This is a genomic window from Tessaracoccus sp. MC1679 (assembly GCF_014164775.1).
Classification (GTDB): domain Bacteria; phylum Actinomycetota; class Actinomycetes; order Propionibacteriales; family Propionibacteriaceae; genus Arachnia.
This window is the reverse complement of sequence record NZ_JACJGB010000002.1, coordinates 136,861-152,641: the sequence shown is the minus strand read 5'-3', so window position 1 is coordinate 152,641 and position 15,781 is coordinate 136,861. Positions and strand designations below refer to the sequence as shown.

Here is a 15,781-nt window from a genome sequence, read left to right as displayed (position 1 = left end):
GTTAGACTGCCCCGGTAGGGCCCCCGCGAAGAGCTGGGGCTTCATCCATGTGTGTGGAGGTGGCAAGATGCCAAGCGTTGTCGTGGTCGGGGCTCAATGGGGAGACGAAGGCAAGGGCAAGGCGACTGACCAGCTGGGGGACCGCGTCGACGTCTGCGTCCGCTACTCCGGTGGCAACAACGCGGGCCACACGCTGGTGGTGGGCGGCGAGAAGTTCGTCCTCCATCTGCTGCCCTCCGGCATCCTCAACCCCGGGACCACCACGGTGATCGGCAACGGCGTCGTCGTGGATCTGGACGTGCTGGCCGAGGAGTTGGACGTGTTGGCGTCGCGGGGCGTGAACGTGGCTCACCCGCTGATCTCCGCCAATGCCCACATCATCACCGAGTACCACAAGGTGCTGGACAAGGTCACCGAGCGGTTCCTCGGCAAGCGGCGGATCGGCACCACGGGCCGCGGCGTGGGGCCGTGCTACTCGGACAAGGTCAACCGGCTCGGTATCCGGATCCAGGACATCCTCGACGAGTCCATCCTGCGGCAGAAGGTCGAGGCCGCGCTGGATCAGAAGAACCAGCTGCTGGTGAAGGTCTACAACCGGCGCCCGATCATCGCGGAGGAGGTGGTGCAGGCCCTCCTCAAGCACGCCGACACCATCCGCCCCCACATCGTGGATTCCGGTCGCTACGTCAACGACGCGCTGGATGCGGGCAAGGTGGTGCTCTTCGAGGGCGCCCAGGCGCACCACCTCGACGTGGACCAGGGCACCTACCCCTACGTCACCTCGTCGAACCCGACGGCGGCCGGCGCCACCACGGGCGGCGGCGTGGGCCCCACCCGGATCGATCGCACCATCGGCATCGCGAAGGCCTACACCACCCGCGTCGGCGAGGGCCCTTTCCCCACGGAGTTGTTCGATCACGACGGCGAGGAGCTTCGCCGCATCGGCTCCGAGTTCGGCGCCACCACCGGCCGCCCGCGTCGCTGCGGCTGGTTCGACGCGCTGCTGGTGGAGCAGGCGGTCAAGATCAACGGCTTCACCGACATCTTCCTCACCAAGCTGGACATCCTGAGCGGCTGGGAGAAGATCCCGGTGTGCGTGGCCTACGAGGTCGACGGCGTCCGACACGACGTGATGCCCATGACGCAGTCGGACTTCCACCACGCCAAGCCCATCTACGAGGAGCTCGACGGCTGGGCCGAGGACATCAGCGGGTGCCGCGAGTTCGATGAGCTGCCGGCCACCTGCCAGGCCTACGTGCACAGGCTCGAGGAGCTGATCGGGTGCCGGATCAGCGGCATCGGGGTCGGCCCCGGCCGCGAGCAGTCCGTGGCCATCAACGACCTGATCTGAAGTCCGGGAGCGGACCACTAGGCTGACGCGGGTGAAGATTCTTCTCCTTGGCTCCGGGGGTCGCGAGCACGCCCTCGCCCGCGCGCTCGCCGCCGACCCGTCCGTCACCGAGCTGCACGCGGCCCCGGGGAACCCGGGGATCGGGCGCATCGCCACGCTGCACTCCCTGGACCCGTCGTCGCCGGCCGTCGTGGTGGAGGCGGCGCAGCGGCTGGGTGTCGATCTGGTGGTCATCGGTCCGGAGGCGCCGCTGGTGGAGGGGGTGGCCGACGCCCTGCGTGAGGCCGGCATCGACGCGTTCGGGCCCGGCCGCGAGGCCGCCGTGCTCGAGGGGTCCAAGGCGTTCGCCAAGGAGGTCATGCGGGCGGCCTTGGTGCCCACCGCGGATTCACGCCTCTGTGAGACGCCGGAGCAGGCGGCGGCGGCGCTGGACGAGTTCGGCGCCCCCTACGTGGTCAAGAACGACGCCCTCGCCGCCGGCAAGGGCGTGGTGGTCACCGACGATCGCGAGGCGGCCCTTGCGCACGCCGCGACCTGCGGCCGGGTGGTCATCGAGGACTACCTGGACGGTCCGGAGGTGAGCCTGTTCGCGATCTGCGACGGCGAGCGTGCGCTCCCGTTGCTGCCCGCGCAGGACTACAAGCGGGTCGGCGACGGCGACGCGGGACCCAACACCGGCGGCATGGGCGCGTATTCGCCGCTGACCTGGGCGGATCCCGGGCTGACAGACCAGATCATGGCCGAGGTCATCGCCCCCACGCTGGCTGAGATGCGCCGACGGGGCACCCCGTTCATCGGGCTGCTCTATGCCGGGCTGGCGCTCACGTCGAGGGGCCTTCGGGTGGTGGAGTTCAACGTCCGCTTCGGAGACCCGGAGACCCAGGCCGTGCTCGCGCTGCTCGAGACCCCGCTGGCAGGGGTGCTTCAGGCCGCGGCCCGCGGGGAGCTGGACACCGTCGGTGGGCTGGCGTGGCGCGAGGGCGCGGCTGTCGTGGTGGTGTCGGCGGCGGCGGGCTACCCCGGTACTCCAGCCACGGGTGGGGCGATCGTGCTGCCGGACGACGATGACGACGCCTACGTGCTGCATGCCGGCACCCGCCTGGACGGGCGGAGGCTCGTGTCCGCAGGCGGACGCGTGCTGGGCACGGTGGGTCGCGGCGCGAGCGTGGATGAGGCACGTGAGCGCGCGTACGGGCTCCTCTCGCGCGTGGACTATGCGGACGGCTTCCACCGCACCGACATCGGGATCCCGCACTGAGGCCACCCGTGGCGGGATTTCGGGGTCGCGGCGCGAGATGGCAGGCTTTTGGGATGATCACTCGCCGAATTGCCCTCCTCGGACTCGCCGCGACAGCGGTGGCCGCCGCCTCCGGCTGCAGCGGTTCGCCAAGCGACGGATCGGGCTCCAGCTCCTCCGGAGGCACGCAGGGCCCGTCGGCTGAAGCATCGCCGTCGACGATCGGCCACCGCGTTGCGGTCAACACCGGCCTCGCGTCGGGGGTGCTGCCCTCAGACGACGAGGGCGCCCTGGCCGTGAGCCGGCTGGTGCTGGCCGAGGCAACCGCCGTGGTCGTCGTTCAGCCGGCCCCGCCAACGCCGAGCGCTCCGGCCTCGCCGTCGGCTGGCGCCTCGCCGTCGAACAGCGCCTCTCCCAGCGCGGCCACGTCTCCGACGCCCGCTGCCGGTGGGGACGTCGCGGCGGCCTCCGCCACCGCGGCCGCGCTCGGCCTCCCCCTGCTGATCGCCGGGCCCGAGCTCGCTGCCGAGCTCAACCGCCTCCAGACCCGCACCGTGATCGCCTACCCGGCCGCAGGGCTGGACCTCGGGGACCGCGAGGTCGTCGACGGCCCGGCCGATCCCGCCGAGCTGCAGGTGGAGGGACTCCCCGCCGAGACCGCCCCCGCGACCGCCGCCGCGCTGCGACCCAGGGGCGAGTCCGTCTCCGCCGCCACGGCCGCGATCCTGGCGGCAGCCGGCATCGCCCTCACCGAGGTGCCCTTCACGGATCCGCGCGCCACGGCCGAGTCGGTGGCGCTGGTCAAGGGGGCCACCGGAGCCGTCCTCGGCGTCGGCGCGTTCGGCGACTCCGCCCGTTTCGCCGCGCGGGTGGAGGCCGCCCGCACGCTTCCGGAACTGCCGGGCGGTGGAGTCGCGCCGTTCCCGGGACGGATGATGGTGGCCCTCTATGGGCACCCGTCCGGCGGCACCCTCGGGGTGCTGGGCGAGCAGGGGCCGGAACAGTCCGTCGCCCGGGTGAAGGAGTTGGCCGCCCAGTATCAGGCCTTCAGTGACGTCCCGGTCATCGGCGCGTTCGAGATCATCACGACCGTGGCCAGCGCGTCGGCCGGCCCCGACGGTGACTATTCCTACGAGACCCCGGCCGAGCAGCTACTGCCCTACATCGAGGCGGCCGAGGCGGCGGGCATCTACTGCGTGCTGGACCTCCAGCCCGGGCACACCGACTTCCTGACCCAGGCCAAGCGCTACGAGGAGCTGCTGAAGCGGCCCACCGTCGGTCTCGCGATCGATCCCGAGTGGCGGCTGAAGCCCGGCCAGCGCCACATGACCATCATCGGCCAGGTGGAGGTGGACGAGGTCAACGCCACCGGAGCCTGGTTGGCGGACCTGGTGGCGGCCAACAACCTGCCCCCGAAGGTGGTGATCCTGCACCAGTTCCAGCAGCGGATGATCGTCGGCCGCGAGCGGCTCGACACCACCCGCGACGAGCTACAGTACCTCGTCCACGCCGACGGGCACGGCAACCCGCCGCTCAAGCAGGCGACCTGGCGCAACCTCAAGGAGGGCCTGCCGGCCAACGTCTGGCTGGGGTGGAAGAACTTCATCGACGAGGACTCCCCGACGATGACGCCCCAGGAGACGATGGAGGACGTGGAGCCGCGACCCAACTTCGTGTCGTACCAGTAGCGGGAGGAGCGGTCAGGGGAGCAGCGGCGGCACCGCCTCCCGCGGGTGCTTCAGCCACGACTCCGGCACGCCCAGGCCCTCGGCCAACTCACGCGCCCTCGGCCTCAGCTCGCCGCACAGGTCGTCGACGGTGGCCGTGATCGCCTTGCTGCGGCGCGGGTCGAAGGCCTCGTGCTCCAGGTACCAGGCGCGGTTGGACTCGATGGTGGCCAGCGCGTAGAGGTCGCAGACCTTCACCAGCATCGCCGTGACGTAGTCGTCGTCGCACTGCTCGATCCCCTCGATGAAGGCCTCGAGCACAATGCGGTCCACGTGCGCCTTCGCGGCTTCGAGCATGTGCGTCTGGCACGCGTTCAGCGCGGCCGGCTGCTGCGCGTCCGGCAGCTTGCTCGCGGCCCGCATCCGCCGGGCGAGGCCCTCGACGGTGTGCTTCTCGCGGAACTCGAACATCTGCACGTGCCACCCGCGGGCGCGCATCCGTTCCGAGTCCGGCTTGCGGTCGGCGATGGCCACGAGTCGGTCGATGAGGGAGCGCGCCGTCGTGCGCTCCAGGACGGTCTGCCCGATCATGGCCGCCGTCTTCTGCGCGGTGCCGCGCAGGTCCATGTCGCCCCACGTGGACTTGTACTCCAGCAGCAGCGCCTTGGCGACCAGCTGGAGCAGCACGGTGTTGTCGCCCTCGAAGGTGGCGAACACGTCGGCGTCCTGGCGGGCCATCGTGATGCCGTTGTCCGACATGTAGCCGGCGCCCCCGCAGGCCTCGCGGGCCTCCTGCATGGAGTCCAACGCCCAACGCGTGAGCAGCGCCTTCATGCCGGCGGCGCGCGTCTCGAGCTCGCGCGAGGCCCGCTGGTCCGAGCTTCCCACATCCATGACGCGCTGCAGCTGAAGCGCGAGCTCGTTCTGTGCGAATCCGTAGGCGTACGCCCGTGCCACATGGGGCAGGAGCCGGCGTTGGTGGGTGAGGTAGTCCAGCAGCAGGATCTCCTCCCCGAGACCCGGGCGGCGGAACTGCCGGCGCTCGTCCCCGTAGCGCACCGCGATGCTCAGCGCCTTGCGGGCAGCCGAGGCGGCCCCACCGCCGACGCAGATCCGGCCGCGGACCAGCGTGCCGAGCATGGTGAAGAATCGCGCGTTCTTGCTCTCGATGGGCGACTGGTAGTGGCCCTCGTCGTCGACGCCCCCGTAGCGGTCCAGCAGCATCAGCCGCGGCACGCGGACGTGATCGAAGGCGATGGTGCCGTTGTCGATGCCCAGGAGGCCGCCCTTGTGGCCGTGGTCCCCGGTGGTGACGCCCGGCAGGTCGTTGCCCGCCTCGTCGCGGATGGGCACCAGCACCACATGCACGCCCTGGTGCTCGCCGTCGACCATCAACTGCCCGAAGACGGCGGCCATCCGTCCGTCCCGGGCTGCGTTGCCGATGTAGGCCTTGGTGGCCGATGGCGTGGGCGAATGGACCTCGAACTCGGCCGTCTCGGGCAGCCACGTGATGGTGGTCTCGATGGACTGCACATCTGACCCGTGGCCCAACTCCGTCATGGCGAAGCAGCCGAGCAGCTCGGTGCTGATGGCGCCGGGCAGGAACGTCTCGTGGTGGTACTGCGTGCCGAGGTTGGTGATGGCGCCGCCGAACAGGCCGTGCTGCACGCCGGTCTTGATGGTGAGTGACAGGTCGCCCATAGCCACCATCTCGAAGTTGGCCACGGACTCGGCCGCGGTGCCCGTGCCGCCCTGGGCGATGGGGAAGCCCGCGGTGACGAAGTTGCGCTGGGCGAGCTTCACCACGCGGTCCAGCGTCCAGTCCCGGGCCTCGTCGACGGTGAGGGCGGTGTCGCGGACCACGTCGTCGGGGCTCACCTCGTCGCGCCATCGCTGCTTCAGCGCGTGGAAGGGCCCGTCGAGGGCGCGGCGCAGGGCCTCGCCGGTGGGGGAGATGGTGGTGCCGTGGGCGGCCGGGCCGGCGGAGGTGGTGGGTCGGGTGTCTCGGGTGGCGGTCAGTGTCATGGGGTCAGCTCCTTGGTTTGAGCGGCGAACGCCGGGGCGAACAGTTGGTCGATGTAGTCGACGACCTCTGCGCGGGGCCGTCGGAGATTGGTGATGATCCAGCGGTCGGCGACCGCCCAGATGAAGCCCACCGCGCCGTGGCCCCACGTGTTGGCGGGCTCCTCGTCGAGGCCCTGGCGCCTCAGCCAGGAGCGGAAGGCGGCGGCCACCTCGTTGCCGATGCGTGTGGTGATGCCGAGGACCGGATCGTCGACCGGCGACTCCCCGGCGGGCCTGGTGGAGACGAACAGATACAGGTTGCGGTCCCGCTCGACGACGGCGAGGTAGGCGTCGGCGAGGGTACGCACGAGGTCGCGGGGTTCGAAGGTCGCGGCGTCCTCAAGCGGCAGCTTGCGCAGGATGAACTCGTGCACGGACTCGACGACGGCGCGGTACAGGCCCGCCTTGTCGCCGAAGTGACGGTAGAGGACCGTCTTGGACGTCCTGCTGAACGCGGCGATCTCGTCCATGCCCACCAAGGGCCCGTGCTCGCGGATGGCGCGCACGGCGTCCTCGACCAGCGCCCGACGGCGGAGGCTGTTGTGCTCGTCCCAGCGTGAGGCGCGGCCGTCCGGTTGGGGGGGCGCGGCCACCGTCGGGGGATCGTCGGCGATCTTCATGCAACTCAGAGTACCTGAAACTCTGCGTATCTGCTACTGTGGGTATCGAATACCCCAGCGAGAGGATCAACGTCGATGACACGCACCGCAGTGGTGGTGGGCGGCAACCGCACCCCCTTCGTCAAGGCCGGCGGCAAGTACGCGGAGGCCTCGTCCCAGGATCTGCTCACCGCGGCCCTGGATGGTCTCGTGGCCCGCTTCGGATTGGCGGGCCAGGAGGTCGGCGAGGTGGTCGCAGGGGCGGTGCTCAAGCACACGCGTGACTTCAACCTCACCCGCGAGGCGGTGCTCGGCTCCGCGCTCTCGCCTCACACGCCCGCGTGCGACCTGCAGCAGGCCTGCGGCACCGGCCTGGAGGCCGTGGTCTACGCCTCGAACAAGATCCGGCTGGGCCAGGTGGACGTGGCCATCGCGGGCGGCGTGGACTCGGCCTCCGACGCTCCGCTGGTCACCTCCGAGGGGATGCGCAAGGCGATGCTGGCGCTGTCGCGGGCCAGGTCCCTGCCGGACAAGCTCGCCGCGCTGGCGCGGATCCGTCCCGCGGACCTGGCTCCCGTGCCGCCCGCCGTCGTCGAGCCGCGCACCGGCCTGAGCATGGGCGAGTCCCAGGCGCTGACCACCGCGAAGTGGGGCGTGACGCGCGAGGACCAGGACGACCTCGCCCTGGCCTCGCACCGGAACCTGGCCGCCGCGTGGGACGAGGGGTTCTTCGACGACCTGGTGACGCCGTACCTGAAGGTGTCGCGCGACGGCATCCTTCGACCCGACACCACTCAAGAGGCGCTCGGGAAGCTGCGCACCGTCTTCGGCAAGGGTGACGAGGCGACTATGACCGCCGGCAACTCCACGGCCCTCACCGACGGCGCCGCCCTGGTGCTCGTTGCGGAGGAGGAGTTCGCGCGCGGCCGCGGCTGGCCCGTCTGGGCCAGGGTGGTGGACGCGCAGGTGGCCGCCGCGGACTACACGACGGGCAAGGAGGACCTCCTCCTGGCGCCGACGCGCGCCATCCCGAAGCTCCTCGAGCGCAACGGCCTGACCCTGGCGGACTTCGACTTCCTGGAGATCCACGAGGCGTTCGCCTCCACGGTCCTGGCCACGATCACGGCGCTGGAGGCCAACGGCGTGGGCACCGTCGACCGCTCGAAGCTCAACGTGAAGGGGTCGTCGCTGGCTGCGGGTCACCCCTTCGCGGCCACCGGCGGCAGAATCGTCGCGTCGTTGGCGAAGATGTTGCACGAGCGGGGCCCGGGCTCCCGTGGACTGGTGTCGATCTGCGCGGCCGGCGGCCAGGGCGTCGTCGCGATCCTGGAGGCGTGAGATGGACGTGCTGGAGAAGTTGTATGCAACCCCCGCTGGGAAGTTCGTGGCCCGGAAGGCCGGCCTGGCCGACCCGCCGGTGCTCCGCCGCGGGCGTGTGATGCCGTCGGGGCCAGTGGTGCTGGGCGAGCTCGACGGTGGGGGCCTGGCCGCGTCGACGCTGGCCCAGCTGGGCGTCGTCCCCGGCGAGGCGATGCTCGACGTCCCGGAGACGCGGACGAAGGACGAGAAGGGTCGCGACGTACCGCCGCGCTACCCGGTGCGCCCCGGCGCCGTCGTGGTGGACGCCACCGGCGTGCGCGAGATCCCCCAGTTGGAGGGCCTCCGCCAGGTGCTGCGTCCGGCGATGCGCTCCCTGGAGGGCTCCGGCCGCGTGATCATCCTGGCCACCGACGCCCGCGACGTGACCGGCCTGGAGGCCAAGGCCGTGGCCCAGGGCATCGACGGGATCAACCGCACGGTGGCCAAGGAGTTGCGGGGCGGCGCCACGTCGAACCTGGTGTTCGTCCGCACCGGCACCTCCGCCGCGGACCTCGCCTCCACGCTGTCCTTCCTGCTGGAGGGCCGCTCGGCCTTCGTGAGCGGGCAGACGTGGCGGGTGGGGCCGTCGAAGGACCCGCATGAGCTGACGGCGCGCCCGTTCGAGGGGCGGATCGTGGTGGTCACGGGGGCGGCCCGGGGGATCGGTGCCGCCATCGCGCGCACCTTCGCCCGTGATGGGGCGACGGTGGTCGCCGTCGACATCCCCGCTGCCGGGGACGCGCTGGCCAAGGTCGCCAACGGGATCGGCGGCTCGGCGCTGCAGCTCGACATCACCCTGGCGGATGCCGGGGCCAGGATCGCGGCCCACGTGGCTCACGTGCACGGGGAGTCCGCCCGGATCTGGGCCATCGTGCACAACGCGGGCATCACCCGCGACAAGCTGCTCGCCAACCTCGACGAGCAGCGGTGGTCCTCGGTGCTCGACGTGAACCTCGCCGCGGAGATGCGGATCAACGACTACCTGCTCACCCACGACGTGCCCGGTGGGCTGGACGAGGCGGCCCGGATCGTCGGCATCGCGTCCACCTCGGGCGTGGCGGGCAACAAGGGACAGACCAACTACGCCGCCTCCAAGGCCGGCGTCATGGGCCTGGTCTGGGCGATGCGCGACGAGCTGGCGGACCGGCCGATCACCGTCAACGCCGTCGCGCCCGGGTTCATCCAGACCGAGATGACGGCCGCCATCCCGTTCGTGCAGCGCGAGATCTTCCGGCGCTCGAACTCGCTCACGCAGGGTGGCAACCCCGTCGACGTGGCCGAGACGCTGGCCTACCTGTGCGGGCCGGCCTCCGGCGGGGTCGACGGGCAGGTCATCCGGGTGTGCGGGCAGAACCTGGTGGGCGCCTGATGGCGCGCGACGTGCGGGTGCTTCCGGCGCTGCCGGAGCCGTCGGGCGTGCTGGCGAAGGCCGCGCTGGGGATGCTGAAGAAGCCGGGGGAGGTGTCGTCCCTGCCGGATCGCAGCTACCTGGTGTTGGAGCACTGGGTTGAGGTGTCGCGGCTGGCGGCCTACTGCGCCGAGACCGGCTTCGCTTTGCGCGACGCGATGCCCGCCACCTGGCTGCACGTGCTGACGTTCCCGCTGCAGATGGAGGCCATGGCGGCAGACGACTTCCCCTTCCCGCTGGCCGGGCTGGTGCACGTGACCAACGAGATGATGCTGCACCGTCGGGTCACCGTCGACGAGCCGCTGCGGATCCTGGTGCGGGCGGAGAATCTCCAGCCCCACGCCAAGGGGGCCACCTTCGACATGGTGGGCGAGATCCACGCCGCAGATGAGCTGGTGTGGCGGGGAGTTTCGGTGTACCTGGCGTCGGGGGCCAAGGTGGCGGGGGAGGCGCCGTCGCCGGTGCGGCTGCATGCGCCGTCGGTGGCGCCGTCGCAGGAGTGGCGGCTGGGCGCGGACCAGGGGCGTCGCTACGCGGCGGTCTCGGGCGACTCGAACCCCATCCACCTCAACCCGTTGACCGCCCGGCTGTTCGGCTTCCCGAGGCCGATCATCCACGGGATGTGGACCCACGCCCGCGCTGTCGCGGCGTTGGGTGGCGGGCTGCCGGAGGCGTACACGGTGCGGGTCCAGTTCGCCAAGCCCATCCTGTTGCCGGGAAAGGTGCGGTTCGCCGCGGCGCGCGACGAGGCGGGCTGGAGGTTCGCTGTCGTCAACCGGGAAGGCAAGCCCCACCTCGTGGGTGAGCTGACGTGAGCGCGTGCCTCTGCGGTGGGGCCTCCTGGGGGACGTGCTGCGGGCCGCTTCTGGCAGGCGAGCGCCAGGCGGCGACCGCTGAGGAGCTGATGCGGTCGCGGTACAGCGCGTTCGTGGTCGGCGACGGCGACTACCTGTGGCGCACCTGGCACCCGAGCACGCGCCCGGGATCGGTTCGTGCGCACGGCGTCGAGTGGACGGGGCTGACGGTCCTGGACGTGGTCGACGGTGGGCCGGGCGACGAGGCGGGCGTGGTGGAGTTCGAGGCAGCGCATCGCGACGGTGCGCTGCGGGAACGCTCCCGGTTCGCGCGCCGGGCGGGACGGTGGATGTACGTCGACGGTGCCTTCCCCGACCCCTGACACGAGGCAGTTCCGTTGGGTGAGCCAGCTGCGGCGCGGAGCGCCGCTGCGTCGAAGCCACTGGAGCCGGCGCAGGTGCAAGGAGCCCTGACACGAGGCCCGTGCGGCCCTCGCCCACCGTCGACTCGTCGGCTGCCCGACTGTCAGTGGTCGGGTAGTTGAGGCCGCCCGGGCCTCGTCTCAGGTCTCCCCGCACTGGTTCGTCGGTGGCGTGCTCGGCCCTGGGCGGGCCCCGGCAGGGCGGCCCTGGCGACAGTCTGCTCAGGCGGGACGCCAGCCTGGTGATCGCCGGGTTGGGCATCACTGCGCAGCCGCCCTGCCGTCCCCCACCCCCGTGCTTATCTTTCGGCTTTCCCGGGGCCCGCCCTGTCGTCGGGCTTCTCAGATGGTGAGGATCCGGGGAGATAGCCGTCTACGGGAGCTATCTCCCCGGATCCTCACTATTCAGGTACCGGCGACGGAGGGGTGAGGTGCCCGCCCGTCCGCAGGATGCGCAGCAACTTGGCGCTGGTCTTGCTCCAGGTCCTATGGATCTGGCTGTAGCTCAGCCGCAACGTCGAGTATCCGAGTTCGCGCGCCGCCAGGTCCCGTCGTCGGTCCTCCTTGTGATCGGTGTGGTGGGCGGCGCTGTCGCACTCGATGATCAGGGATCTCCCGACGAGCAGATCCACCGCTCCCACTCCTGAGATCTGCTGCTGGGAACGGACGGAGAAACGGTGCTGCTGGAGGAACAGTCGGACCCGCGTTTCCGAGCCGGACCCCGCATCGCCGTCGAAGAACTGCAAGGTGCGCTGCTTGTGGACTGGAGCCTCGCGGATCAGGATGTCTGTGACATCGGTGGACAGTAGTTCCTTGCGGACGGCTGACTCGAGGACCATCAGGGCCTTCTCGGGACTGTGGTGGCGGATCACCTGGGCGAGGCAGTCGCTCAGCGGATAGAGCGCGATCCTCGGCAAGTCCCCGCGCGATCGATGCCAGGTCGAGCTCAGGGAGGCGGATCCCATGCCGACGATGAAGTGCGCCTCCGCTACCTGGGGCGTCCAGAGGCCATGCAGTTGGCACCCGCTCAAGCAGCCAACCCGGGCGCGAGCGGCGAGCGCCTCCAACTCCCACGCATGTGCCTGGGGAGTCGCGTACCAGCCCCGCGACACCTTCCTCAGACGTCCGTCATCCAGCTCGCCCCTGATCCGGGCCGAGTCGTAGCCCAGGGTCCTGAGGTGGGCCAGGGACATGACCCCGGGGAGGCTTGGGAGTGAGGAATCGGGGAGATGGCCCTCTCTGGGCTCTATCTCCCCGGAATCGCACTGGTTGTGTGATGGCTGGCTGGGCACGTCGCCATGGTGGGGCGCTGGGCACCGACTTTTCCGGTATCCACAGGGGGAGTCCTAGGCTGTGGTGCCATGAGCGTCCCCAACGTCCTGGCCACCCGCTACGCCTCGCAGCAGATGCGCGACATCTGGGCCCCCGAGGCCAAGATCGTCTCCGAGCGCAAGCTATGGCTCGCCGTGCTGCGCGCACAACGCGACCTCGGCGTCGACTTCGGCGGGGCGAACGCCGACGAGGTGATCGCGGCCTACGAGCGGGTGATCGACCAGGTGGACCTCGACTCCATCAACGCCCGCGAACGCATCACCCGCCACGACGTGAAGGCCCGGATCGAGGAGTTCAACGACCTTGCCGGGTTCGAACACATCCACAAGGGCATGACGTCTCGCGACCTCACCGAGAACATCGAACAGCTGCAGGTGCTCGACTCGCTGCGGGCAGTCCGGATCCGCGTGGTGGCGGCGCTGGCGCAACTCGCCCGGCTGGCGACCGAGTACGCCGATCAGCCGCTGACGGGCCGCTCCCACAACGTGGCCGCGCAGCTGACCACCCTCGGCAAGCGGTTCGCGACGGCGGCCGACGAGCTGCTCACGGGCCTCGCCCGCCTCGACGACCTCATCGCCCGCTACCCCGCTCGCGGGATCAAGGGCCCCGTCGGCACCGCCCAGGACATGCTCGACCTCCTCGGTGGCGAAGCCGGCAAGCTGGCCGAGCTTGAGCAGCGGATCGCCGACGAACTCGGCTTCGGGGCCGTCCTCACCTCGACGGGGCAGGTGTACCCGCGCTCGCTTGACTACGACGCGGTCACCGCGCTGGCGCAGATCTCCGCGGCGCCGTCGAACGTGGCCACCACCATCCGCCTGATGGCGGGCCTCGAGCTGGTGACCGAGGGGTTCAAGGAGGGGCAGGTGGGCTCCTCCGCCATGCCCCACAAGATGAACACCCGCTCCTGCGAGCGCGTCAACGGCCTCGCCGTCGTCATCCGCGGCTACGTGTCCATGGTGGGGGAGCTCGCCGGCGACCAGTGGAACGAGGGCGACGTCTCCTGCTCCGTGGTGCGCAGGATCGCGCTGCCGGACGCGTTCTTCGCCCTCGACGGCCTGTTCGAGACGTTCCTCACGGTGCTGGCGGACTTCGGCGCCTTCCCCGCCGTCATCGAGGCCGAGCTCGACCGCTACCTGCCGTTCCTCACCACCACGAAGGTGCTGATGGCCGCCGTCCGCAAGGGCGTGGGCCGGGAGGTCGCGCACGAGGCGATCAAGGAGCACGCCGTCGCGGTGGCGCTGGACCTGCGCAAGGGAGCGCGGGTCAACGACCTCCTCGACCGACTCGCCGGCGACGAGCGCCTCGGGCTCACCCGCGACGAGCTCGGCGCGCTGGTGGTCAGCCCGCTGGAGTTGGCGGGAACGGCGCAGGCGCAGGTGTCGCGGGTGGCGGCGCGCGTGGCTGAGGTCGTCGCGGCGGATCCGGAGGCGGCCGCGTACCGCCCGGGCGCCGTGCTCTGACCGGAGTTATCCACAGCTGACGGACCGGATGCGGAGATGACCCGGTTGCTTGGTTGAATAGGCCCCGACCTGTTCGATCGGAGAGCCCATGCGTCACCTTCTCGTGCCCCTCGCTGTCGTGGCGCTCGCCGTGGGCTGCACCCCGGACGTCGCCCCGACGGCGTCGCCGTCGGTGTTCGTGTCGCCTACGGCGTCCGCGAGTCCCTCGGTGTCGCCGAGTCCGTCCCCGACCGCAGTGGAGTCGTTCCCGCCGGCCCCCGCGACGGAGTCGGCTGAGCAGGCTGCGATTCGGGCGGCCTGGATGGAGTACTGGCGGGTTTATGAGAAGTTCGCCGGAGATCCATCGCTCACTGATCTGACTGAGACTCAGCAGGTCACGACCGGTGAGGCTCAGAATGTGATCCTGGATGCGATTGGCCAATTGCGTGATGACAACCTTGCGTTCCTCGGAGGTTGGCAGTTTCGCGACATCGCCATTGCCGAGCCGGCCGCCGCGGGTGCTGGTGAGGTGACGAGCAAGATGACGTACTGCGTGGACAGATCGCGCATGCGCATCGAGGATTCCGAGACCGGCACTGTTTCTGTGCAGTCACTTCCAAGCCTCGCGGAGACTGCGGTGATGAAGCAGGGCAAGGATGGGCGCTGGAGGTTGGCTGAACGACGCAACCAGGAGGAGGCGTGCTAATCGCAGAGCCGAGTCCCACTGGCCAGGAGGGGCTTGGCGGGCGCCGATTCGTCGCCTTCGTCTTAGGCCTATTAGTTGCCGCTCCTCTGTTCACAGCTGTGAGCGTCGGGTTTGCGCCGCAATCTGCCGCATCGCCTGGGGTCGGGTGCCAGTTGTCCAACGACTTCAGTGTGGGTGAGTGCTACATAGAGGCAGAGCCGCCGCGCAGTGAGGGCAGCGCCGGGGTGGGCACCACCACAGTATCCGCCGGCGAGCGAACTTGCTCGTATGCCGGCGAGGAGATCGCCTGCCGGACGGCCTACGGGACGTGGAGCGGCGCGGCCCAAGGCTGGTGCCGAATCAAGGAGCCGCAGCCACCGCTGACTGACGCGTCATGGGAGGCCAACAGCGAGGGCGCCATCTATACCTGTATTCGTCCGAACGGCTCCCTGGTGCGCGATCCCGGGATGGTCTTCACGCGCTGGCTACCCGCGCCCCCAGACCCAGTGACTCAGGCCGATGCCGAGGCCGCCGCCCGACGGGTCCTGGCATCCATCGGCCTCGAGGCCATCGACCTCGGCATGCAGCCCCGCGGCGACACCACCGAACGGATCGGCTTCGTCGGATGGGAGACCTGGCTGTGGGCCGACTCCCCATCGGACAAGCAGTGGGGCCCGGTCACCGCCTCCGCGACCGACTCCGGCATCGCCGTGACCCTGACCGCAGGCGCCAGCCGCGTCCAGTGGGACATGGGCGACGGCGAAACGGTCTCCTGCGGCCGCGGCACCGCGTGGTCCTCCGCGCGTACCCAGGGCGGGAAGAACGTCGCCTCGCCCGACTGCGGGTACGTGTACCTCGAGGACGGCCGCTACACCGTCACCGCGACCTCCACCTGGTCGGTGGACTGGTCCGCGGCCGGCTTCACCGGCACCCTCCCACTGCAGCTGAGTCGCTCCGCGGACGTCATCGTCGGTGAGTTGCAGTCGGTGTCGGTGCGATGACCACCCGCGACCAACGAGGGCTCGCGCTGTCGGTGTGGACCTCGGTGTCGCTGCCCGCCTTCATCCTCATGGTGGGCCTCGGGGTGGACTTCGCCGGGCACGCCGCCGCCGAGCAGGAGGCGAGGGCGGTGGCGTCCCAGGCGGCCAGAGCCGCGACACACGAGCTCCGCATCACCCCGGACGGCGCCACCCTCGACGTGGCCGCGGCCAGGAGGGAGGCGGTCAGCTTCGCCCGCGCGGCGGGGCTGTCCGCCGAGGCCAGGGTCGAGGGCGGCAACCGCGCCCACGTGACGGTGCGCGGCTCGTACGAGACTTTGTTTCTCGGCATCATCGCCATCAACACCATCCCCATCGAGGTGGAGGGCAGCGCCCAGGCCGTGACAACGCTCGACGGCGCCGAGGCCTGAGAAATCCTGTTCGCCC

At 70.5% G+C, this 15,781-nt stretch carries 14 protein-coding genes; 11 read left to right on the top strand and 3 right to left on the bottom strand.

Annotation, left to right across the window (positions count from 1 at the left end; all coding sequences use genetic code 11):
- The first annotated feature begins 67 nt into the window (after positions 1–67).
- From H5398_RS03820 to H5398_RS17150, 3 genes are read left to right on the top strand one after another with little or no spacing between them, the layout of a single operon-like run.
- Entirely contained in the window at positions 68–1,351 is a 1,284-nt protein-coding gene (locus tag H5398_RS03820) for an adenylosuccinate synthase (protein WP_182799080.1), read from the top strand.
- 31 nt (positions 1,352–1,382) lie between these two features.
- The gene (gene purD, locus H5398_RS03815) at positions 1,383–2,609 is read left to right on the top strand and encodes a phosphoribosylamine--glycine ligase (protein ID WP_182799079.1); all 1,227 of its coding nucleotides are present in this window, start codon (positions 1,383–1,385) and stop codon (positions 2,607–2,609) included.
- Between the two features lie 53 nt (positions 2,610–2,662).
- Positions 2,663–4,276 (top strand): hypothetical protein, encoded by a 1,614-nt coding sequence (locus H5398_RS17150; protein ID WP_182799078.1) that lies wholly within the window; start codon positions 2,663–2,665, stop codon positions 4,274–4,276.
- Positions 4,277–4,288: 12 nt separating this feature from the next.
- On the opposite strand, the gene H5398_RS03805 is transcribed toward H5398_RS17150, so the two are convergent.
- Positions 4,289–6,280 (bottom strand): acyl-CoA dehydrogenase, encoded by a 1,992-nt coding sequence (locus H5398_RS03805; RefSeq protein ID WP_182799077.1) that lies wholly within the window; start codon positions 6,278–6,280, stop codon positions 4,289–4,291.
- Positions 6,277–6,939, bottom strand: coding sequence for a TetR/AcrR family transcriptional regulator (locus tag H5398_RS03800; protein ID WP_182799076.1), 663 nt, complete (start codon positions 6,937–6,939; stop codon positions 6,277–6,279). The genes H5398_RS03805 and H5398_RS03800 overlap by 4 nt, the downstream gene beginning before the upstream one ends.
- Positions 6,940–7,014: 75 nt before the next feature.
- Here H5398_RS03800 and H5398_RS03795 point away from each other — a divergent pair, with 75 nt between their 5' ends.
- From H5398_RS03795 to H5398_RS03780, 4 genes are read left to right on the top strand one after another with little or no spacing between them, the layout of a single operon-like run.
- A complete protein-coding gene (locus tag H5398_RS03795; protein ID WP_182799075.1) occupies positions 7,015–8,256 on the top strand; it encodes an acetyl-CoA C-acetyltransferase in 1,242 nt (413 codons plus the stop codon).
- 1 nt (position 8,257) lies between these two features.
- Entirely contained in the window at positions 8,258–9,646 is a 1,389-nt protein-coding gene (locus tag H5398_RS03790; RefSeq protein ID WP_182799074.1) for a 3-oxoacyl-ACP reductase, read from the top strand.
- Positions 9,646–10,500, top strand: coding sequence for a MaoC/PaaZ C-terminal domain-containing protein (locus H5398_RS03785; protein ID WP_182799073.1), 855 nt, complete (start codon positions 9,646–9,648; stop codon positions 10,498–10,500). Before H5398_RS03790 ends, H5398_RS03785 begins: the two co-directional genes overlap by 1 nt.
- Entirely contained in the window at positions 10,497–10,862 is a 366-nt protein-coding gene (locus H5398_RS03780; RefSeq protein ID WP_370586042.1) for a YchJ family protein, read from the top strand. Before H5398_RS03785 ends, H5398_RS03780 begins: the two co-directional genes overlap by 4 nt.
- A gap of 440 nt (positions 10,863–11,302) precedes the next feature.
- On the opposite strand, the gene H5398_RS03775 is transcribed toward H5398_RS03780, so the two are convergent.
- On the bottom strand, positions 11,303–12,094 hold the full coding sequence (locus H5398_RS03775) for a DUF559 domain-containing protein (RefSeq protein WP_182799072.1): 792 nt from the start codon (positions 12,092–12,094) through the stop codon (positions 11,303–11,305).
- A gap of 168 nt (positions 12,095–12,262) precedes the next feature.
- Here H5398_RS03775 and purB point away from each other — a divergent pair, with 168 nt between their 5' ends.
- The 4 genes from purB to H5398_RS03755 all read left to right on the top strand — a co-directional run bounded on the left by purB (position 12,263) and on the right by H5398_RS03755 (position 15,765).
- A complete protein-coding gene (gene purB, locus H5398_RS03770; protein WP_182799071.1) occupies positions 12,263–13,693 on the top strand; it encodes an adenylosuccinate lyase in 1,431 nt (476 codons plus the stop codon).
- Between the two features lie 301 nt (positions 13,694–13,994).
- A complete protein-coding gene (locus H5398_RS03765; protein WP_182799070.1) occupies positions 13,995–14,378 on the top strand; it encodes a hypothetical protein in 384 nt (127 codons plus the stop codon).
- A 170-nt stretch (positions 14,379–14,548) separates the two neighbouring features.
- Positions 14,549–15,358 (top strand): hypothetical protein, encoded by an 810-nt coding sequence (locus tag H5398_RS03760; RefSeq protein WP_182799069.1) that lies wholly within the window; start codon positions 14,549–14,551, stop codon positions 15,356–15,358.
- On the top strand, positions 15,355–15,765 hold the full coding sequence (locus H5398_RS03755; RefSeq protein WP_182799068.1) for a hypothetical protein: 411 nt from the start codon (positions 15,355–15,357) through the stop codon (positions 15,763–15,765). Before H5398_RS03760 ends, H5398_RS03755 begins: the two co-directional genes overlap by 4 nt.
- Positions 15,766–15,781 lie beyond the last annotated feature (16 nt).

Bases quoted from the DNA above. Each gene is read 5' to 3' on its own strand.
- H5398_RS03820 (WP_182799080.1), top strand. From the start codon at position 68: ATGCCAAGCGTTGTCGTGGTCGGGGCTCAATGGGGAGACGAAGGCAAG.
- H5398_RS17150 (WP_182799078.1), top strand. From the start codon at position 2,663: ATGATCACTCGCCGAATTGCCCTCCTCGGACTCGCCGCGACAGCGGTG.
- H5398_RS03805 (WP_182799077.1), bottom strand. From the start codon at position 6,280: ATGACACTGACCGCCACCCGAGACACCCGACCCACCACCTCCGCCGGC.
- H5398_RS03800 (WP_182799076.1), bottom strand. From the start codon at position 6,939: ATGAAGATCGCCGACGATCCCCCGACGGTGGCCGCGCCCCCCCAACCG.
- H5398_RS03795 (WP_182799075.1), top strand. From the start codon at position 7,015: ATGACACGCACCGCAGTGGTGGTGGGCGGCAACCGCACCCCCTTCGTC.
- H5398_RS03790 (WP_182799074.1), top strand. From the start codon at position 8,258: ATGGACGTGCTGGAGAAGTTGTATGCAACCCCCGCTGGGAAGTTCGTG.
- H5398_RS03785 (WP_182799073.1), top strand. From the start codon at position 9,646: ATGGCGCGCGACGTGCGGGTGCTTCCGGCGCTGCCGGAGCCGTCGGGC.
- H5398_RS03775 (WP_182799072.1), bottom strand. From the start codon at position 12,094: ATGTCCCTGGCCCACCTCAGGACCCTGGGCTACGACTCGGCCCGGATC.
- purB (WP_182799071.1), top strand. From the start codon at position 12,263: ATGAGCGTCCCCAACGTCCTGGCCACCCGCTACGCCTCGCAGCAGATG.
- H5398_RS03765 (WP_182799070.1), top strand. From the start codon at position 13,995: ATGGAGTACTGGCGGGTTTATGAGAAGTTCGCCGGAGATCCATCGCTC.
- H5398_RS03755 (WP_182799068.1), top strand. From the start codon at position 15,355: ATGACCACCCGCGACCAACGAGGGCTCGCGCTGTCGGTGTGGACCTCG.